The sequence below is a fragment of the Trichococcus sp. ES5 genome (assembly GCF_900067165.1).
Taxonomy (GTDB): domain Bacteria; phylum Bacillota; class Bacilli; order Lactobacillales; family Aerococcaceae; genus Trichococcus; species Trichococcus flocculiformis.
Genome location: NZ_FJND01000030.1, coordinates 1 through 20,766, shown reverse-complemented (window position 1 = coordinate 20,766; position 20,766 = coordinate 1). Strand labels below are relative to the sequence as shown.

At 49.3% G+C, this 20,766-nt stretch carries 16 protein-coding genes and 1 tRNA gene; 11 read left to right on the top strand and 6 right to left on the bottom strand.

Going from position 1 to position 20,766, the window contains the following annotated elements:
• From TES5_RS15465 to TES5_RS13965, 3 genes are all read left to right on the top strand, one after another.
• Window positions 1-221 (top strand): hypothetical protein (locus tag TES5_RS15465; protein WP_198143364.1); only part of this gene is annotated, 221 nt, incomplete at its 5' end.
• Between the two features lie 588 nt (window positions 222-809).
• A complete protein-coding gene (locus TES5_RS13970) occupies window positions 810-1,673 on the top strand; it encodes a helix-turn-helix domain-containing protein (protein WP_068562600.1) in 864 nt (287 codons plus the stop codon).
• A 199-nt stretch (window positions 1,674-1,872) separates the two neighbouring features.
• Entirely contained in the window at window positions 1,873-2,448 is a 576-nt protein-coding gene (locus TES5_RS13965) for an NADPH-dependent F420 reductase (RefSeq protein ID WP_068562599.1), read from the top strand.
• A gap of 314 nt (window positions 2,449-2,762) precedes the next feature.
• Here the strand turns inward: TES5_RS13965 and TES5_RS13960 are convergent.
• The 3 genes from TES5_RS13960 to TES5_RS13945 form a co-directional block, all read right to left on the bottom strand.
• Window positions 2,763-2,835: transfer RNA gene (locus tag TES5_RS13960), tRNA-Arg, on the bottom strand.
• Window positions 2,836-2,950: 115 nt separating this feature from the next.
• Window positions 2,951-3,217 (bottom strand): hypothetical protein, encoded by a 267-nt coding sequence (locus tag TES5_RS13955; RefSeq protein WP_143148269.1) that lies wholly within the window; start codon window positions 3,215-3,217, stop codon window positions 2,951-2,953.
• A 1,331-nt stretch (window positions 3,218-4,548) separates the two neighbouring features.
• Window positions 4,549-5,793, bottom strand: a complete 1,245-nt coding sequence (locus TES5_RS13945; RefSeq protein WP_068562596.1) for an aminopeptidase — start codon at window positions 5,791-5,793, stop codon at window positions 4,549-4,551.
• A 647-nt stretch (window positions 5,794-6,440) separates the two neighbouring features.
• On the opposite strand from TES5_RS13945, the gene TES5_RS13940 reads away from it, so the two are divergent.
• From TES5_RS13940 to TES5_RS13930, 3 genes are all read left to right on the top strand, one after another.
• Entirely contained in the window at window positions 6,441-7,181 is a 741-nt protein-coding gene (locus TES5_RS13940; RefSeq protein ID WP_068562595.1) for a DUF6577 family protein, read from the top strand.
• Window positions 7,182-8,249, top strand: coding sequence for a nucleotidyl transferase AbiEii/AbiGii toxin family protein (locus tag TES5_RS13935; RefSeq protein WP_068562594.1), 1,068 nt, complete (start codon window positions 7,182-7,184; stop codon window positions 8,247-8,249).
• A gap of 69 nt (window positions 8,250-8,318) precedes the next feature.
• A complete protein-coding gene (locus TES5_RS13930) occupies window positions 8,319-8,693 on the top strand; it encodes a hypothetical protein (protein ID WP_068562593.1) in 375 nt (124 codons plus the stop codon).
• A 201-nt stretch (window positions 8,694-8,894) separates the two neighbouring features.
• Here TES5_RS13930 and TES5_RS13925 read toward each other — a convergent pair whose 3' ends face one another.
• Complete coding sequence (locus TES5_RS13925; RefSeq protein WP_068562592.1) at window positions 8,895-9,794, bottom strand: coiled-coil domain-containing protein; 900 nt, start codon at window positions 9,792-9,794, stop codon at window positions 8,895-8,897.
• Between the two features lie 79 nt (window positions 9,795-9,873).
• Window positions 9,874-10,323, bottom strand: a complete 450-nt coding sequence (locus TES5_RS13920; protein ID WP_068562591.1) for a flavodoxin — start codon at window positions 10,321-10,323, stop codon at window positions 9,874-9,876.
• Between the two features lie 980 nt (window positions 10,324-11,303).
• Between TES5_RS13920 and TES5_RS13915 the strand changes: the two genes are divergently transcribed.
• The 4 genes from TES5_RS13915 to uvsE all read left to right on the top strand — a co-directional run bounded on the left by TES5_RS13915 (window position 11,304) and on the right by uvsE (window position 18,960).
• On the top strand, window positions 11,304-12,203 hold the full coding sequence (locus TES5_RS13915; protein ID WP_068562590.1) for a nuclease-related domain-containing protein: 900 nt from the start codon (window positions 11,304-11,306) through the stop codon (window positions 12,201-12,203).
• 1,347 nt (window positions 12,204-13,550) lie between these two features.
• Window positions 13,551-16,055 carry a CoA-disulfide reductase gene (locus tag TES5_RS13910; protein ID WP_068562589.1) on the top strand — a complete coding sequence of 835 codons (2,505 nt, stop codon included), beginning with the start codon at window positions 13,551-13,553 and terminating at the stop codon, window positions 16,053-16,055.
• A 598-nt stretch (window positions 16,056-16,653) separates the two neighbouring features.
• Window positions 16,654-17,643 carry a Gfo/Idh/MocA family protein gene (locus tag TES5_RS13905; RefSeq protein WP_068562588.1) on the top strand — a complete coding sequence of 330 codons (990 nt, stop codon included), beginning with the start codon at window positions 16,654-16,656 and terminating at the stop codon, window positions 17,641-17,643.
• 57 nt (window positions 17,644-17,700) lie between these two features.
• Window positions 17,701-18,960 (top strand): UV DNA damage repair endonuclease UvsE, encoded by a 1,260-nt coding sequence (gene uvsE, locus TES5_RS13900; RefSeq protein WP_068562587.1) that lies wholly within the window; start codon window positions 17,701-17,703, stop codon window positions 18,958-18,960.
• A 107-nt stretch (window positions 18,961-19,067) separates the two neighbouring features.
• Here the strand turns inward: uvsE and TES5_RS13895 are convergent, their stop codons facing one another.
• Entirely contained in the window at window positions 19,068-19,514 is a 447-nt protein-coding gene (locus TES5_RS13895; RefSeq protein WP_068562586.1) for a NanQ anomerase/TabA/YiaL family protein, read from the bottom strand.
• A 989-nt stretch (window positions 19,515-20,503) separates the two neighbouring features.
• On the opposite strand from TES5_RS13895, the gene TES5_RS13890 reads away from it, so the two are divergent.
• Window positions 20,504-20,766: transposase (locus TES5_RS13890; RefSeq protein WP_232309412.1), on the top strand; the 263-nt coding region annotated here is incomplete at its 3' end.

Here is a 20,766-nt window from a genome sequence, read left to right as displayed (position 1 = left end):
ACCTTCATGAAAAAGGAATCGACTTCTCCACGGAGGCAATCCAGACCGCTCTTCGCAGCGCTACAATCACCAGTGTGAATATGGACAATACTGATATTTTTATCAAAAACAAAGCAACCGAAGGTTTCACCGACATTCTGGGTGTGCTTGGGTTAGAAGATATTCCCCCCTACGGGAAAAAAGACAAACGCAAGCGTGCATATCTACATACCAAAAAATAAAAAAATCCCCATAAACGCATATATAACGCGATTTATGGGGATTTTTCGGTTTAGCAACTGTAAAAGTCGGGAAAAAGTGGATGAACGAACTGCTTCATGCAGTCTGCAGGTTAGGACACGCGTCCTGACCTGCATTTCCTTTTTTAAGGAAGTCATAGAGCTACCTGTTTTGGATCAACGCGCAAAGGGGAACGGTCAGCGATCGACTTTGGTACGCATTCAGTAAGTATAGTGATTCAACTTAGCTGCCCGATGATTTTTTAAGAAAGCAATCTCCGGTTTTGTACCTGGAAAACCGCGTCTTTAATTGATGAACCAAATGATATTAGGGGAATACGTTGCTGGTAATTTTGTCACTTGTACATTTTGAATTTTCTTGCTGGACAGATTGGTATCAGCAGTTGATTCCTTCAAAAATAAGCCATTACTACCGATTACTCCTAGGACTATTGACAACACCATAAGCTTTTTCATGATAGCCACCCCTTTTTCAAAATTATCTTATTTACTAACCATATTATAACCAAGAGAAATGCAATCTGATAAAAATAGTCGTATAATACTATTAAAAACAAGAAGGTGGAATCCATGAAAAAAGAGTTCGGAGATGTTCTTAAAGATATCAGGATAGAAAGGGGTTATTCTCAACAGTATGTCGCAGAAGGCATTATGGGGCAGTCTGCGTACTCTAAAATAGAAAGAAGCGAAATGGAGCCTGGTTTTCGAAAATGGTTGGCAATCCTAGAGAAGCTGAATGTTTCAGTAGATGAGTTCCGATACATATTAAATAAAGATAGTTTGACCACAAAAGAAAAGATAATCAATGATTTTTTCTCGTTGAATTATAATCACTTGGAGGATTTGAAAAAGCTTAAAAATGATATCGTTGCTTATTTAAATGAAGAGGAAGACTATTTGTTAAGGGACATTTACTACGTATGTGAAAGCTTAATCGTTTTGAATACAACTCAAAACGTAGAAAAAGCACAATCCTATGCAAAAAAAATTTGGGAGCGTATGGAGAAATTTGATAAATGGTATTTATTGGATATCCGATTAATAAACACCATCTTATTTATTTTCCCGATTGATGTAGCCGTGAACATAGGTGAAAGAGTAACCGAACAATTAGTCCCTTACCATAATCTAAAGGAAGCTGAAATTCTATTAATCAATATAGATATTAATTTAGCTATTTTACTGATCGATGATAAAAAATATGAGGAAGCCCTTTCGTACTTGGAAAAAGTGATCCCCTTATGCAAGAAATATCAAAAATATAATCAATTATCCATTGCCTATGCCAGAAAAGGGATCATCTTACAAAAAACAGGAAATATGGATGAAGGCTCCGAGTTCATCGAGAAGGCGTACGCTATCTTAAATGCTATAGAAGACAGGATAATAATAGAGGATTTAGAAAAAGAAGTTTCGAATTATCTGAATATGTGATGCAAAGTTTCCTTTCCGAAGCACAAAAAATTCGGCTATCCAGATTTAGTGGGTAGGCGATTTTTCCCCCCCCGATACGCCAACATATCGTCCAAGAGCAAAAATTTCCTTTCCGTCCGGCAAATAGCTATAATTGTCACGTAAGTGTTTACGAAAAGCTAGGGCGCAACGTTTGGACAGACAAGAGGAGGAATGAATAATGGCAAGTATCACTATTTTTGGCAAAGGAAACATGGGAAGTGCAATAGGTGGGAATTTTGAGGTCTCCGGGAATGAAGTGACTTACATCACAAAGGATACACCTGTGGAGCAACTGGGTGAAATCGTGGTTTTGTCGGTTCCGTATCCGGCTATTGCCGGTATATTGACTGCCCATCGCGACTTGTTTGCCGGGAAAATCGTCATCGATATCACCAATCCATTGAATTTTGAGACATTCGATAGCCTTGTTGTGCCTGCCGCTAGCTCAGCCGCTGCGGAAATCGCCAAGGAACTGCCGGATGCATCTGTCATAAAAGCCTTCAACACGAATTTCGCCACTACCTTAGCAACCAAAAAAGTAGCAGGTGCCCACCCAACGACAGTGTTGCTGGCGTCCGATGACAAGGAAGCCAAAGACAAATTGATCGCCGCATTGGAAGGCAGCGGCCTGTCCTTCATCGATGCCGGCTTGCTGAAACGGGCCCGCGAGCTCGAAGCGATGGGCTTCCTGCAGATTTCGCTCGCTGCTGCCGATAAGATCAGCTGGACGGGCGGATTCGGCATCTTCAAGTAAATATTTATGCAACACTGATACTATACGCAAAAAGATCGGATATCCAGCAAAGGATAGCCGATCTTTTTATTGATTGGTGTCGGTCGAACGCAAAGTGAAGTACGACGAACAGTTGCCGCAACCCGAATCAGTTTGCTGAACGTCGAACGAAGGGCGCTGAACAGTCGAAGTCCCCCGTATAAGTCGGCGATTCGAAAAGAAATGCATGTTCAACTTCCGACAACCACCCTGAAATGAAAAAAATATCGAACGCAAAAAAAAGAACTTCCGACAAATTAATAAATTGTCGGAAGTTCTTTTTTTTATTGATATGACGGCCCTAAGAAGAATTGAACTTCCGACACCTCGTTTAGGAAACGAGTGCTCTATCCGCTGAGCTATAGGACCAGCAGAACACTAACCATTGTATCACTTAATGCGTGCAATTTCCACACTCATTTGAAAAAATTAAACGAAGGACGCAGAATGTATAAAAAAGGGCAGCCATTCAGCCGCCCGGAACTCATTCATTTTCCAATGCCTCGATGCGCGCTTCCAGATCGGAGACGGTGCCTTTCAGCTCATTGACTTCCGCGTGCAAACTTTCGATATCGGCCGGCCGGACTTCGCCATCCGATGTTCCGCTCATCTCTTGGAAGAGGAAGGTGAGGCCAAAAATCAATATGACTGCCCCAAAAATATACAGCCAACTCTTGCTAGACGGCTTTTCCGGTTCCACCGCATGCGAAACCTCCTCGAACTGTTCCATCCTTTTCTTTCGATCAATCACGGTAAACACCCTGCTTTCGTGAAGACTTGTCTGACTATCTACCCACATTATAACCCATCCAAAACCAGAACAAAAGCAATGTCCCGCAGCGCTAGGGAAACTTAAGAAACCGTTTTCCGCGAGGTGTCCTCCGGCGAAAGGTTCACTCGCCGGAGGAGGGGTTACCGGTAATAGTCCTTCTCCTGTGAGAGAATGTTGGCCGGAGCTGGGGTGGTGGACGAGTCTTCTCCTCCGTCCAAACCCAGCTGACCGGAGGAGGCAACCTTCACGGGACCACCAGCTCCGGCGAAGCCAGTCCTAACCGGAGGACAAGGTGAGGCGCCAGTTCCTCCGGCGAAAGATCCGCTCGCCGGAGTAGCGGTTACCGGTAATAGTCCTTCTCCTGTGAGAGAATGTTGGCCGGAGCTGGGGCGGTGGACGAGTCTTCTCCTCCGTCCAAACCCAGCTGGCAGGAGGAGGCAGCCTCCGCGTGCCACTAGCTTCGGCGAAGCCAGTCCTAACCGGGGGACAAGGTGAGGCGCCATTTCCTCCGGCGAAAGCCCCGCTCGCCGGAGTAGCGGTTACCGGTAATAGTCCTTCTCCTGTGAGAGAATGTTGGCCGGAGCTGGGGCGGTGGACGAGTCTTCTCCTCCGTCCAAACCCAGTTGGCAGGAGGAGGCAGCCTCCGCGTGCCACCAGCCTCGGCGAAACCAGTCCTAACCGGAGGACAAGGTGAGGCGCCATTTCCTCCGGCGAAAGATCCACTCGCAGGAGGAGGGGTTACCGGTAATAGTCCTTTTCCTGTGAAGAAATGTTGGCCGGAGCTGGGGCGGTGGACGAGTCTTCTCCTCCGTCCAAACCCAGCTGGCAGGAGGAGGCAGCCTCCGCGTGCCACTAGCTTCGGCGAAGCCAGTCCTAACCGGGGGACAAGGTGAGGCGCCATTTCCTCCGGCGAAAGCCCCGCTCGCCGGAGTAGTGGTTACCGGTAATAGTCCTTCTCCTGTGAGAGAATGTTGGCCGGAGCTGGGGCGGTGGACGAGTCTTCTCCTCCGTCCAAACCCAGCTGGCAGGAGGAGGGGTTACCGGTAATAGTCCTCCTCCGATGAAGGAATGTTGGTCGGAGCCGGGAACTGGGCAGCTCGCTCTTCTACAGGGAGCGGGTCCTCGTCGGAGTTGACGAACCCGCTTATCAACGCTAGCTCCGGCGCACGCACTCCTCACCGGAGCTGCGGCACCCCCAACAATACCCAACAGAGTACCCAAGCAATACCCCCGGCGGCCTGCAGCCGCCCAATAACCACAACACAAAAAGCCTCCCGTCCCCGGGAGGCCACCATACAATTCAATTACCCTTAAAACGCCCAATCCCCATTGCGGAAGATCGGCATAACCGATCCGTCCTTGCGGATCCCGTCGATATTCATATCCGCAGATCCGATCATGAAGTCCACGTGCGTAGTCGAGCGGTTTAGGCCGGCTGCAGCCAGCTCTTCTTGCGTCATTTCCGTACCGCCAACAACACTGGATGCGTAAGCCGAACCCAGCGCCAGGTGATTGGAGGCATTTTCGTCGAACAGCGTGTTGAAGAAGACGATGCCGGATTGTGAAATCGGTGATGGATCCGGAACCAAGGCGACTTCGCCGAGGCTGCGTCCGCCGTCATTTTCTTCAACCAGACGTTTGATTGTATCTTCACCTTTTTCAGCTGTCACTTCGGTCACTTGACCGTTCGCGAAGCGGAAAGTCATGCCGTCGATGATGTTGCCGGCGTAGCTCAACGGTTTCGTCGATTTCACGACACCATCAATGCGGCGGAAATCAGGCGCGCTGAAGACTTCCTCGGTCGGCATGTTGGCGATGAACTTTTCGTTCTGCGCGTTCACGCTTCCGGCGCTTTCCCAGATATGATTTTGCGGCATACCGACAGTCAAATCGGTTCCGTTCGGCGCAGTGTAATGCAAAGCGTCGAATTGCTCGGCGTTCAGAACATCGGCTTTCGACAACAGGCGCGCTTCATGCGCATCCCAGGCAGCCACAGGATCGGCTTCGTAGACGCGGCATGTCTTGAAGATTTCGTTCCACAAAGCGTCGACTTGCTCTTCTTCCGTAGCCAGATCAGGGAAGACTTTCGCTGCCCATTTCGCGCCGGCAGCGGCAGCGACGGTCCAGCTGACTTTGTTGGCTTGGGTCGCGATGCGTTGCGTATCGAAGGCGACGTTATTGGCTTTTTGGACAGCAGCTAACTTTTTGCCGTCGACGCCGTTCAGCGCATCCGGATCGGCCGAGCGTACCGAAAGGCGGCTGGCTTTCTTTTCAATCATGTCGAGGCTTTCATCAATCTTGTACTGCGGAACGTTCGTCATGCGCTCTTCGGACGTGTGCAGGTAGGTTTCGCGGGTGACGAAATCGTCGGTCCATTTGACGATGACTTCCTCGGCGCCCAACGCGTAGGCTTCCTTCGTCAACAGACGCGCGAACGGTGCCTGCTCGACGTCGATGGTGATGACGATCGTGTGGCCTTTTTGCACGTTGATCCCTTTCGAAACCAACAATTTGGCGTACTTTTGCAGATTTTCCTCAAAATTCGGTAATGTCATTTTGTATTCACTCCCATGTTGTTAAACGTACTAGCACTATCATAGCACAACTTATCTCTACAAAATAGAGATGTCCGCCGTGAATTTGTGTAAAATTGACCCCAAAACGCAAAAAAACTCAGCCGAAGCTGAGCTTTGTCTATTTAACCTTGGGGGGATTAAACAGAAGCTGGAACCACAAGGGCTCCTGTAATTGATATATAATCGATTACATGTACTATATTCTCATATGCCACACAAGAATGCAATAGATTTTTTTGATAATGAACAAATTGGTTAAGTAAACAGGAGGCTGCCGGTGATGGGGGCAAAATCTCGCTCCTCCGATAAGGGCTCGCTTCGCCGGAGTTGCCGCGCGTATGGGAGTCCGTCAGCTCCGACGAGGACCCGCTCCCCGAAGAAGAACGAGCTACTCAGCCCTCAGCTCCGGCCAACAGTCCCTCATAGGAGGACAGCAGATTACCGGAAACCCACCTCCGTTGAGAAGGGCACTCACCGGAGGAAAACCTAAGTATAGTCTCATTAATATAAAACCCAATAAACGGGTCATTTTGTTGTTTTGACCCAATTATTGGGTTATAATAGAATCAAATAAACGGGTCAATATCGTATTTTGACCCGTTTATTGGGTAAAAGGAGGACTAAATATGGCTTCTAAATTAAGACTATCTGAATTGGAAAAATATATTAAACAAAATAACCAGGTATCGACAAAACAGCTTTTGCAGTTTTATCAGACTTTTGAACCGGATTTAAAAGTCAGCACGTTGCGTTGGCGTATCTATCAGTTGAAGCAGGATAATTTTCTTTATAGTCCGAAAAGGGGAATCTTCGCTTTGACAGAAAAGAAGGAATTCATGCCAGAACAATCGGAGATGATGGATGAATTGGCGGGAATTATTCAAGAAAAATACCCCTATGCTGATTTTTCTCTTTATCGGACTGAGTGGTTGACAGATTTAGCGGATCACGTCTATCAGTCCAAAAACATTATTGTTGAAGTCGATATCGATGCCCTGGAATCCGTTTTTCATTTTCTGAAAGAGCGCTACGGAAATGTGTATCTCAATCCAGATAACACGATTTATGATCTATATATATCGCCCCATGATGAGAACATTATCCTTGAAAGGCTGTATGTGGATGCTCCCTTAAATCGAAGAAGTGGAAATTACCAGATACCGAAACTAGAAAAACTGTTAGTCGATCTCATAGTAAACGATCCGATGATTTTACCGGTTGGTGTATCCGAGGTCAAAAAAATCATCGCCAATGCTCTAAGTAAATACAACTTAAATTACTCAACCATCCTGCGATACGCTAAAAAAAGGCGTGTTGAGAAAAAGCTTATTCCCTTTGGTATTAAGGAAAGTGAGATGATTTATTAGGTGATAAATGAAAAGAGTCTTACTGCTGAATGGTATCTGGAATTGACTGGACAGTACAAAAATCTGGATCGTAACCTTTTTGACAAGGTTACGCATGCTTTATACTTGTTGGAAAAGCTATCGGAATCGAGTATGCCGTTTATTTTTAAAGGTGGAACAAGTTTGTTGTTGTTACTCCAAGAATTAAGGCGCTTATCGATTGATATCGATATTATTGTTCCTAAATCAGTTACAATCGCTGAAATTAATGAAATACTGAAAAATATCGTCAGGACCTCATCATTTACGAGGTATGAGGAACAAGAAAGACATTATAGCCAAATTCCAAAAGCGCACTTTAAGTTATTCTATGAGTCGCCGTTTGATCAGTCGGAAGTATATGTTCTCTTGGATGTACTTTTTGAAGAGAACCCGTATAGCCGGCTGGAGAGCATAGACATCATCTGTCCTTTTATTGATACAACACCACCAAATGTTACAGTAAAAGTTCCGAGTATTGCGGATATACTCGGGGATAAGTTGACCGCCTTTGCGCCTAATACTACAGGCATCTTATATGATAAAGAGAAGGAAATGGAAATCATCAAACAGCTTTTCGATATTGAAAGTTTGTTCGACCAATTAAGCACTACAAACGGAGTAAAAGATACTTTTATACGTTGTGCTGAACAGGAATTGAATTATCGCCAACTGACCGAAATGAACTACGAAAATGTATTAGATGATATATTCAAAACAGCTATTATCATTGGCGGAAGAGGCAGTTTTGATAAAGAGACATTCCTGAAATTGGAAGATGGGATAAGGCGTATTAAATCTCATATCATTAATCGAAATTATATCGTGGAAGAAGCCGTAGTCAGCGCATCAAAAGCGGCGTACTTATCGATGCTTTTAAAACATCAACAAGATGAAATCGAAAAGTATCATCCGAAGGAAACGTTGCCTGAATTAGAGGGCGTGCCGTTATTCAAGAAAATGGCGAAGATAAAAAATTTTAGTCCTGAGGCCTATTACTATTTCGCAAAGGCTCAAGAATTAATTCGTAGATCGGAGAAAACTAAATAATTCCATTCAAAATAGAGTTAAGTCGGATGTTGCGAATAAATTTTTCGGCTATACGAGGGGAGAGTCACTATGGAGAAAAAGCTCTGCTTGCTTTGGCGAAATGTTAGTTCCGGCCAGCGGTATCATATCGGGGATTTGACCCTGAAAGAAAGTGGTACTTACGCATTTAAGTACAATACTATTGAAAGCGCAGGAGGTCTTAAAGACGCATTGAGAAACGGCTATAGACTACATCCATCATTCCCTGAAATCGGAAAAGAGTATGAATCCAAATTCTTGTTCAGCGCTTTTCTAAGAAGGCTACCGGATAGAAACAGAAAAGACTATGCCCCTATCTTCGTGGAATTGGGTGTTACAGATGAGAGTTCAGACTTTGACTTGCTTGCTATTACTGGAGGAAAATTGAATTCTGATTTATATGAATTTGTAAAACCTAATGAATAAAAGCACTATCTCAAGTAGCATCCGCCATTCTCCCGAAGATTAAGAGAATAGCGGATGCTTTTTTCTTCGGCGTATGCCGATACTGCCGGAGCTGACGCCCGCACGACATCCTCACCTCCGACGAGAGCCCGTTCACCGAAGGAGAGCGTGAAACAAAAAAAGGAACCGAGGATCCTCAGACCACTCGGTTCTTAACATTTATCAAACAGCTGTATCATCCTCAATCGCCAACACTTCCAGTGTCGTTTCCAGCTCGCGTTTTTTCGCCGCCAAACTTTCCATGACATCCTCGGTGCTGTCCTGTAGCTTTTTCAGGTTTTCGATATTCTTCTCAATGATAACTTTCGTTCCCCAATCGGAGAAGAGGTTGTCGAAGAAGATATCCAGGGCGCGTTGGGTGGAGGAGATGGTCTCGAGATCGCTTTCGAAGACGAAATCCAGGTCGCGCAGCTCACGGGCAAATGTGTAGACGGTCTGTTCGAGATGCAGCAGGGAGGCGTCGGCGGCATCGAGTTTGTCATTTTTCAAAAAATCGAGGATGAGGCTGCTGTCGGTGATCAGGTCCCAGGTCGAAATGGCGTCGGCGGCGTCGAGGCCGCTGATGATATCCGAGAGAGCTTCCAGCACCGCCAGACCGGCTTGTTCGGCTTCGTTCGTTTCGCGCCATTCGTGCTGGATCGCCAGAATCTGTTGCTGGCGTTCGCTGATGACCTGGTTCATGTCCGGATGTCTGTGGAGCACGTCTTCCTTGATGTTGCGCAGCCGCAGTTTCTTCTCTTCGATGTCCGCTTCGACTTCCTTGACCCTGCGCGCAGCGGCGATTTTCATCGCGTAGGCCTTGTCAAATTCGACTTTGGCGCCGATAATTTCGCGGTACTCCTTGTCATAGCGGCGGTCGAAATTGCCAAATAGTTTCAGCAGCGTATTCGAGAAGCTGTCATTGCGCAGCCGTTCGAGGTCGCGGTTCTCCTTTTCCAAGTTCGCGATGGCTTTTTCAAGCGCTTCTTGGTATTTCGAAAGATTCTCCTCGGCGTTGAAAAGCTTGCGCGCCAACGACCCTAACTGGAGCATCAGTATTTCATATTCCATTCCGACATCCATGTAATCGCCTCCTTCCTGTTGTAAAAAAGAAGAGCCAACTGCAGGGATTCCCGAATGCCGACTCTTGCTTTTGTATTGCTTATTTGTTGAGTGCCGCTACCATCGCATCAGAGAATTTCTGCAGGTTGGCGATGTCCTCTTCTTCGGCGTTCAAATCGATTTTGACATTTTCTGCGCCGATTGTTGCGCCGAACTTTTTGAATTGTTCCTCAAAATCATCGACTGCCTTGCAGTAGTATTCGTAGAATGTGTCCCCGGAGCCGACGACACCAGCGATTTTGCCTGTGAAATCGACGTCTTCCATCTCTTCATAGAAATCCATAAATTCGTCGGGCAGGTCGCCGTCCGTTCCGTATGTGTAAGTTGCGATGATGTTCATGTCATATTCCAAGAAGTCCTCGGGTGCGACTTGTGTGCATTCTTTCACTTCCACGTCCACGCCCAATGCTTCCAATTGGTCTGCGACGATATCGGCGATTTCCTCGGTATTTCCTGTCAAACTTGCGTATACGATCAATGCTGATGCCATTGTATTTCCTTCTTTCTTTTCACGATTGCTTTCTTAAGCAAAGTATACCAAAGTTCCGCGCGGTTGGCATCTAATAATCGCAGAATCTCCCTCGGCCGCGCAGCTCCGACAAGCGCGGCCTTCGCTGGGGCTGGTGCGAGGAAGATGTCCGTACCTCCTATTAGGGGGCGTTCGTCGGAGGACAGCCTGCGAATCCGCACCAAGCTCCGGCTAACATTCGCTTGCAGGAGGAAGACGAATACCGAAGGGTCCAACTCCGTTGAGAAGGGCGCTCACCGGAGGGAAGCACCAGCTCCTGTTAGGGTTTGTTTCGTCGGAGCTGGTGCCAGGTGGAGATTCTGTCCTCCGATTAGGATTCGTTCGTCGGAGGATAGCATGCGATCGCGCGCTCAGCTCCGGCCAACATTCGATTACAGGAGGAAGACAAATACCGAAGAGCCCAACTCCGTCGAGAAGGGCGCTCATCGGAGGACGGCACCAGCTCCTGTTAGGGTTTGCTTCGTCGGAGCAAGCGAGAGTGTGAAATTCCTACCTCCGACGAGCCTTCGTTCGCCGGAGGACAGGGTGCGAATCCGCGCTCAGCACCGGCTAGGATGCGGTAATAGGAGGAAGACGGATACCGAAGAGCTCAACTCCGTCGAGAATGGCACTCACCGGAGGAAGGCACCAGATCCTGTTAGGGTTGTCTTCGCCGGAGCTGGTGCGAGCGTAAGACGCTCACCTACGGCGAGCTCTTGTTCGTCGGATGAAAGGATGAGAATCCGTGCTCAGCTCCGGCTAGTCCTTGGTAATCGGAGGATACCCTATCATTGGCAACGCACCTCCTGTCAGGCAGCGGTAAACGGAGGTTATTAATTTTAAGTGACTGTTTCTCCGCCGATAGGATACGTCGTCGGAAATCGTTGGAGAAATGAAAAAAGCCAACTGAGATGGAATGCAGATACTACAGGTGACAGTTGAATTCAAAAGGAGGAAAGGTAATGGCATATAAGGAACGCGAAAAGCCACGGATACTCTGCATTTACGAGGCATTGGCCAAGCGGATGAAGTTGGGGCCGGGAGATCAGTATTATTTGTTGCATATGGATGGGGGATTCGTGGGCGAATGTGGGCTGGATGTGCATACGAACGCACTGGATTCGCGTTGTTTGGTGTTGAATGATCTGCAATTGCGGCACAATCGCATTTCGATTCAGATCGATACGCTGGTGATTTGTCCCGATAAACTTTTGGTGTACGAAACGAAAAACCACAAAGGGGATCATCTGTGGGGGCCGCTGACGTTCCGGAAGCCAAGTGGTGCCACGATGGAAAATCCGTCGCTTCAGCTGAATCGGACGATGGCAAGATTGGGTGTACTGCTGGCGGAGCTGAAGATCGAGATGCCGATTGAAGGCTTCGTCGTCTTCATCAATCCCGAGTTCAATTTGCTGAGTAATCGTAAAATTGAGGAATACCTGCTTCCGGGGCAGATTCCGCGTCATTTTCAGAATTTTCGGGTGAAAGGAGCGATTGGGCCGGAGCAACAGCGGCTGGCGGATGCGTTGGTCCGGATGCACAATCCGCGCCATTTTTCCGAGGAGCTGCCGGAAATCGACTACGCGAAGCTGCGGAAAGAGCTGTTCTGCCTGGATTGCGGATCGGCGGTGCGCCTCGATGGAATCAAATCGGTCTATTGTCCGGTTTGTAAAAAAAGGAGGCGGACGACGAAAACGATTCTGCACAATATCAAGGAGTTCCGGCTGCTTTTTCCGGACGCGAAAGTGACGACGCCGCGGATGGCCGAGTGGTGCGGGATGGACAATAAGGATCGGATTTATCGGGTGCTTTGCAAGAACTATACGGCCGTGGGAAAATGCCATGGGCGTCATTATGTATAAGGGCAAGAACTCCGACGAAGCTGCGGCTCGTCGGAGTTCTTGCCTGTTTGTTTGTCTGAGGGATTATATACTGGCTGGACAGTGTTCTCCGATAAGAGGTTGTTCGCCGGAGCTGGTGCGAGATGGGGATGCTGTCCTCCGACGAGAGGTAGTTAGCAGGAGAACAAGCTGTGATTGCATGCGCAGCTCCGGCTAGGATCCGGTAATAGGAGGGAGACGAATACCGAAGAGCACAACTCCGTCGAGAAGGGCACTCACCGGAGGAAAGCACCAGCTCCCGTTAGGGTTTGTTTTGCCGGAGCAGGAGCGAGGGAGAAATCCGTACCTCCGGGGAGCCGTTGTTCGACGGAGGACAGCTTGCGTCCGCGTGCTCAGCTACGGCCAACATTCTCTCGCAGGAGGAAGACGAATACCGAAGAGCCCAACTCCGGTTAGAAGGGCGCTCACCGGAGGAATGCACCAATTCCTGTTAGGGTTTGCTTCGCCGGAGCAGGTGCGAGGTGGGGATACTGTCCTCCGGCGAGCCTTTGTTCGTCGGAGGACAGCGTGTGAATCCGCGCTCAACTCCGGCTAACATTCGCTTGCAGGAGGAAGACGGATACCGAAGAGCCCAACTCCGTTGAGAGGGGCGCTCACCGGAGGAAAGCACCAGTTCTTGTTAGGGTTTGTTTCGCCGGAGTAGGCGGGAGTGTGAAATTCGTACCTCCGGGGAGACATCATTCGACGGAGGACAGGGTGCGAATCCGCGCTCAGCTCCGGCTAACATTCGCTTGCAGGAGGAAGAAGAATACCGAAGAGTCCACCTCCGTTGAGACGGGCGCTCACCGGAGGAAGGCGCCAGTTCCTGTTAGGGTTTGCTTCGCCGGAGCAGGCGAGAGCGCGAAATCCGTACCTCCGGCGAGCCCTTGTTCGTCGGAGGACAAGCTGCGAGTCAGCGCTCAGCTCCGGCTAACATTCGCTTGCAGGAGGAAGACGGATACCGAAGAGCCCAACTCCGTTGAGAGGGACGCTCACCGGAGGAAGGCGCCAGTTCCTGTTAGGATTTGTTTCGCCGGAGCTGGTGCGAGTGTAAACTTCGTACCTCCGGCGAGCTCTTGTTCGTCGGAGGACGGCATCCGAATACTCGCGTAGCTCCGGCTAGGTGCCGGTAAAAGGAGGACACCAAGTCACCGACACCTCACCTCCGACGACAAAGGCCCTCGTCGGAGGTGGGCGGCACCCGACGGGCTTGTGCAAAAAAATTTTAACATCTCTGTCACATTTTCCTTTACAAATTATACCTACCGGGGTATTATTATCAGCAGATAACCGAAACTTAAAAACTTTGTGAAATGAGGATTATATATAATGAAACGTAAAATTGTGATCATCGGCGGTGTAGCCGGCGGGGCGACTGCAGCGGCACGCTTGAGAAGATTGAACGAAGAGGACGAAATCGTCATCTTCGAAAAGGGTGAATACATTTCTTTCGCGAACTGCGGCTTGCCTTACCACATCGGCGGCGTCATCCAAGAGCGCGATAACCTCCTGCTGGAGACTGTCGGCGGCATGGCGAAGAAATTCAACATCGGCATCAAGAACTTCAGCGAAGTCGTGAAGATCAACCGCGGCAAAAAGACAATCACGGTGAAACACGTTATAACAGGCGCTACAACAGAAGAAAGCTATGACAAGCTGATCATCTCTACAGGCGCGAAGCCGATCAAACCGGCCATCGACGGCATCGAAGAGGCGCAGAACGTCTTCACGTTGCGCAATATTCCCGATATGGACAAAATCAAAGCGTACATCAACGAGCATCAAGTCAAACGCGCGACCGTCATCGGCGGCGGCTTCATCGGCTTGGAAATGATGGAAAACTTATGGGAATTGGGCATCCACGTATCCTTGGTGGAAATGAGCGACCAGGTCATGGCACCAATCGACTTCGAGATGGCGCAATCCGTACATGCGCATATCGATATGCACAATGTCAACCTAATCCTGAGCGACGGCGTCAAAGCCTTCGAAGAGAACGGCTCGAAAGTCCGCTTGAACAGTGGCAAAGTCCTCGATACCGACATGACGATCCTTTCGATCGGCGTGACGCCGGAAAACGAATTGGCGACCGATGCGGAGCTGGAGACTGGTTTCCGCGGCGCGATCGTCGTGAACGACCAGCTGCAGACTTCCGATCCGGATATCTTCGCAGTCGGCGATGTCATCGAAGTGACCGACTTCGTCAACGGCAGCAAGACTGTGGTTCCGTTGGCTTGGCCAGCGAACCGTCAAGGCCGCTTGGTGGCTGACCACTTGAATGGCATGGATGTCCGCTACAAAGGCACGATGGGGACTTCGGTTGCGAAAGTCTTCGAATTGACCGTGGCGGCAGCCGGAAACAACGAAAAAACCTTGAAACGTTGCGGCACCGACTATAAAGTCGTGCATATTCATCCGAACTCCCATGCTGGTTATTACCCAGGGGCTTTGCCGTTGGACATCAAATTGTTGTTCGGCTTGGACGGCAAAATCTTGGGTGTGCAGGCAGTCGGGATGGAAGGCGTGGAAAAACGCGTCGACGTGATCGCGACGGCCATGAAATTGGGCGCGACGGTCTACGATTTGCCGGATTTGGAATTGGCATACGCACCGCCGTATTCATCCGCCAAAGACCCGGCCAACATCGCCGGCTATGTGGCTTCGAACATCCTCGAAGGCAAAATTGACACGTTCCAATGGCATGAAGTCGACGGTATGATCGAAGCGGGCGCATTCTTCCTCGATGTCCGCGAAGACTTCGAGTTGGCGACCGGCGTGCTGGGAAATGCCTACACAATCCCGTTGGGCGACATCCGTGCGCGCATGAGCGAATTGCCGAAAGACAAAACGATCCATGTGTTCTGCCAAGTCGGCCACCGCGGCTACAACGCAGCCCGCATCCTGATGCAGAACGGCTTCACCGTCAAGAACCTGGACGGCGGCTACAAAACCTACAAACAAGCAAACACAACTTTGAACTATAAAGAAGAAGCGCCGGAAGAGGCCGTGCATGTGGAACCAACACACGCGAAGCCAGCCCAACCGGCAGGCAACACGATCCAAGTCGATGCCTGCGGACTGCAGTGCCCGGGTCCGATCCTGAAAGTCAAAGAGAACATGGACAAAATGGTCGACGGTCAGGAACTGATCATCGAAGCATCCGACTTCGGCTTCCTTGCGGACATCGCTGCCTGGACGAAGAACACCGGCAACACGCTGCTCTCGAAAGAAATCGACGGCAAAATCGTCCGTGCCCACGTGGCGAAAGGCAAAGCGGGCGCAGCAGCACCTGCAGCTCCAGCCGGCTTCAACGCTGCGGCAATGGCAGACCAAGCGGCACAAGCTCCGGTCCTGCAGGAAACAAAAGACGGCGCCACGATGGTCGTCTTCAGCGGGGACTTGGACAAAGCCTTGGCTTCCTTCATCATCGCCAACGGAGCGGCGGCTTACGGCAAACAAGTGACGATGTTCTTCACTTTCTGGGGCCTGAACGTCATCAAACGTCCGGAAAAAGTCAGCGTAGCCAAACGCGGCATGGAGAAAATGTTCGACATCATGCTGCCGAACCACGCCGGCCAACTGCCGATCTCGAAAATGAACATGGGCGGCATGGGCTCGAAAATGATACAAGCCGTCATGAAACAGAAAAACGTTGACCCATTGCCGGTCATGATCGCCCAAGCCCAAAAAATGGGTGTCAAGATGGTAGCCTGCACCATGTCCATGGACATCATGGGCATCAAAGAAGAGGAAATCATCGATGGCGTGGACTTCGGCGGTGTAGCAGCATACATCGGCGATACGATGGATGCAAATTTGAACCTGTTCATCTAATGCAACAACTATCCGGCTCCCGCTGCGGCGGGAGCTTTTTCTTTTGACATTCCGCTGTTTTGGACGGCGAAACGTGAAGGCGTCGGCTGATTGTGAAGCTGATGATGCGAAACAGCCGACGAAAAGCAAGGGTGTCGGCTAAACGAAGGGCGAAGAATGCGGAACAGCCGAAAGAAAGCAAGGGCGTCGTCTAAACGAAGGGAGAAAAATACCGAACAGTCGACGAAGTCTAGTGATGTCGGGCGTCAGCCTAGGACGGTGTCCCAGAATGTCGAGAGCTCGCCTATCTGTCGACAAAACGATCACCGGAAAACACAACAAACCTGACAGATTGCACTTCTGTCGGGCGTTAGCCTAGGATGGTGTTCTAGAATGTCGAGAGTTCCCATATCTCTCGACATAACGAGGAGTGTAGTCAGCCGAACGGCCGACTCAAAGGGCATAGGTCGGGCAAATGCCCAGGACGGTATCCCGAAAGTGAACGTTTTGTGCCATTTGACCGTCTTATCCTTTAAGCAGCGGACCACGTTAAACGTGTTGGCAGTGTCCTCATGATATAATCGAATCAAGAATTCGCTAAGAAAAAGGAGAGTCATTTATGAAAGAAACCATATGGGGAATGATCGGTTGTGGTGACGTAACGGAGAAGAAGAGCGGACCTGGGCTCTACAAAGCCAACGGTTCGCGATTAAAAGGTGTATACAATCGTACAGAAGCCAAGGCTCATGACTGGGTGCAACGTCATGGATACGGCCAAGTCTATACAACTGTAGAGGAACTGCTGGCGGACGATGAAATCACGGCCGTCTACATCGCCACACCGCCGGTCACACACTTCGACTACGCCATGCAGGTCATCGCGGCGAACAAAGTGCCGCTGATCGAGAAACCGATGGCGCGCACGTTCGAGGAATGCCAAGCGATACTGGATGCAGCCGGGGAGAAAGACTTGCCTGTATTCGTCAGCTTCTACCGCCGGGCGCTCGAAAAATTCCAAAAAATAAAGGAATTGCTGGATAAGAGAGCCATCGGGCAACCGCAACTGGTGGAAATCCGCCAATACCAGCGGCCAGCACCGGAAGACTTGGACAAAGACAACTTACCTTGGCGCCTGCAACCAGCCGCTGGAGGAGGGAAGGACCTAGATATCCAAGTGCATGTGCTCGATTACTTGGCTTATTACTTCGGGGACATTACTGCGATGACCGGCATCGTCGAGAACAGGGCCGGACTCTATGAAGTCGAGGACACCGTCTCGACATCCCTCCGCTTCGCGAACGGCGTCGTCGGATCGGCCGCCTGGTGTTATGTCGCGGACTTCAACTTGGATGAAGTGACAATCATCGGTTCGGAAGGGACCTTGGTCTTTGAAGGCACGAGCTTCGAATGGGTCCGCCTCATCAAGGACGGGGAAACGACAATATACAACTTCGAAACGCCAGAGCATGTCGCCATGCCGTTCATCCAAACCGTCGTTGACGAACTAAACGGAAAAGCCAAAAGTCCCGCCTATGCCGCCAGCGCAGCTAATGGTATCCGGATGTTCGATGAGTTGTTGAAGGATTACCGCAAAAGATACGAGAGCTAAAAAATATAATGCAGTAATCGAGTTCCATCGGGAACTCTGAACGAAAGGAGAATCCCCATGTCCATCGGCTATGCCTGCCTCAACATCGGTACACCGAACACCAATATCCGCAGCGTCATGCAACGCAACGCGACCCCGGAGAAGCTGACGGAGGTGAGCGAGCACAACCTCGCCGCACTGGAGCGGATGATCGACTACAACCACAAGAACGACATCAAACTGTTCCGCATCAGTTCGGATCTGATCCCGTTCGGTTCGAGTCCGGTCAACACACTCGCTTGGCCGGAAATCCACAAGGAAGCCTTCGACCGCATCGGCTCCAAAATCCGCAAAAGCGGCATGCGCGTTTCCCTGCATCCGGGCCAATACACTGTCCTGAACTCGCCGACCGAAGAAGTCGGTGAGCGTGCCATCACCGATTTGGTCTACCACGACAAGATCCTGATTGCGCTTGGGACCGATCAAACCAACAAAATCGTCCTACATGTCGGTGGCATCTATGGGGATAAAAAAGAAGCTCTTGAGCGCTTCGAACAGAATTTCCGCCGCCTTCCGGAAGCTGTCCGAAATCGGCTCATCATCGAGAATGACGACAGGCTCTACAACATCGAGGACGTCCTGACGCTGGCGCACCGACTCCATGTCCCGGCTGTCTACGATAACCTGCACCACGCCATCAACCCGCCGCCATCAGGAGGCACCGACCCATACTGGATCGCCGAAGCCAAAAAAACTTGGAAAGCAGCGGACGGCAACCAGAAAATCCACTACTCCCAACAGGCGTTAGACAAACGGCCGGGCGCCCACACCGATACGATCAACCTGGAGACTTTCCTGACTTTTCACGAACAGCTGGAGGACAAACAGATCGACATCATGCTGGAAGTGAAGGACAAAAACCTGTCTGCCATCAAATGCCAGAACGCGACCATAGCTGCTCCAAAAACAGTGCTACTGGAAAAAGAGTGGGGCCGCTACAAATACGCCGTCCTCGAGCGGTCGCCGGCGATCTACCAAGCCATCCGCACACTGTTGAAAGATAAAGAGGCCTATCCGGTCCAGGAATTCTACCACTTGATCGATACCGCTTTCGCCGAAGAAATCCGCCCCGGCTACGCTGAAAATGCCGCGGCCCATGTCTGGGGCTACTTCAAGAAGCACGCGACCGACGCCGAACGTAGGCAGTACGAAAAGAATATCGTGAATTACCGCAACGGCACCGGAACGCGTGCAACCCTGAAATGGCACCTTTTCAGATTGGCGGAAAAATATGAATCCGAGTATCTGTTGCAGTCGTTGTATTTTTATCTGGATTGAAAAGCATCCAGAAGGAAATGATTCTAGGCTATTTGCATTTCCTAGATAATCAAAAAGAAGCCAGAACCGGGATTGCGCGAGCGATTCCGGTTCTGGCTTCTTTGGCATTACATTTTTACTTTCACAACAACCTTCTTGACCGGTGTCGGTCCATCTACCGCCAAACCTGGGCGGTGGGCATCCTGTGGCGCGAACACCGCGAACTGTCCCGCATGCAGCACGAAATGGTCGCCTTCCGCATCGAAGAAGTAGATGTCATCCTCAGGCCGATCCTCTGTTTTCACGACGCCATCCAGCGGTTTCCATCCCATTTTTTCGCTACCTTCCACGATGTACTGGATGTCCGTATACGTGTAGTGCGCTTCCCAGCGACATTCCTCCGGCAGATGCGTCTCATATTCCTGTACCAACGCGAACACCGCATCACCATCGATTTCGTAGCGTCCTACAGGTAAAGCTGCCAAATCAGTTTCTTTTAAAAACCTCAGTCCCTTATACAGCGACTCGTTCAAATTCTTATAGAAATCCATATTTGCCAATGCATCAATGATCATAAAAAACATTCCTCCATCCGTTCGATTGTGAATCAATAGTAACAGTATAGGGCAGATTCCTCCGATTGAATAGGCTTACAACGCATTGTTGCGATTTCTGTCGCAACTGGGAACGGTGCTGCACCTATGGCCACCTCCGACGAAGAAGGGGTTCGTCGGAGCACAGTGCTCGCATCAGCTACGCAGTTACGGTAAATGGTCTGCTTATCGGAGTTCAGTAGGATGAAAAATGTTATCTACCCGACGGCTGACTTACAGCCTTTCAAAAAGTGATCAGTTTCTGCCAACTGTAATAGTAAGTGAAAAGTAAAGTTGTGTTTATATTGCTCGCCATTTTCAAATGCATCCTTTTGAGAGCGAAAAAAAACTGATAACACAGTAATAATATGGTTTTTCACATATTTTCATACACGAAATATTTTTGGCTAGCAAGCGAATACTTGGATAAGATATTTATCCTCGAATCCCCTAATTGAACGAGGCTATTATAGCGAGACATTGGACTATACTTCCGAAAAGATAGACACATGCAAGATGTCGGAATAATCAGTAAAAAAGCCAGTCAAGCCTTAGTGTGTAAGCAAAGCTGGACAGGCTTTTAAATGGCCTCGTCTTAAATAGACACTCCGTCGCTGGATCATCATGCCGCCTCCGATAAAGACACATCTCTCCGCAGAACAGGCTGCGCCAGCTATCCCACTTCCGCCGAGCGGCTGTTGGCCGGAGTAGAATGGCGCGCAAACAGCTCACCTCCGTCGGAGCTGTCTTAACCGGAGGTAACGAGCATTCGGGAAAGTGTTACCTGAAATTATGATTATTAGAATATAAACTAAAAACCTGAATTATTCATAGGTTTTCAGAAAACACCTTGAAATGTTGTTCTATCAACGTATTCTTTATTTCACTTTCACACCCAAAAGGTGTGAAAAAAGAACCCCTATCTGTTATGGTTAATGTACTACCAACAACCATAGAAAGGGGTTCTCTCAATGGCAACTTTACACGAAAACACTCTAAAATTCAATCAAAAAATGACGGTTACAAATACTGGAGGTAATCTCTCCACGGATGCTGGTCTCATTTTGGTTAAAGAATTCCTTCATTCAATCGGATTCGAACAGTTGATGGAGAAAGAGCTTCATTTTCAAGACTCCCGTCTCTCACCTACACATTCGAATGAAACCATCCTTGAACAACTGATTTTCCAATTAATTGCAGGCTATGATACCGATGCATCTGCCAACATCTTACG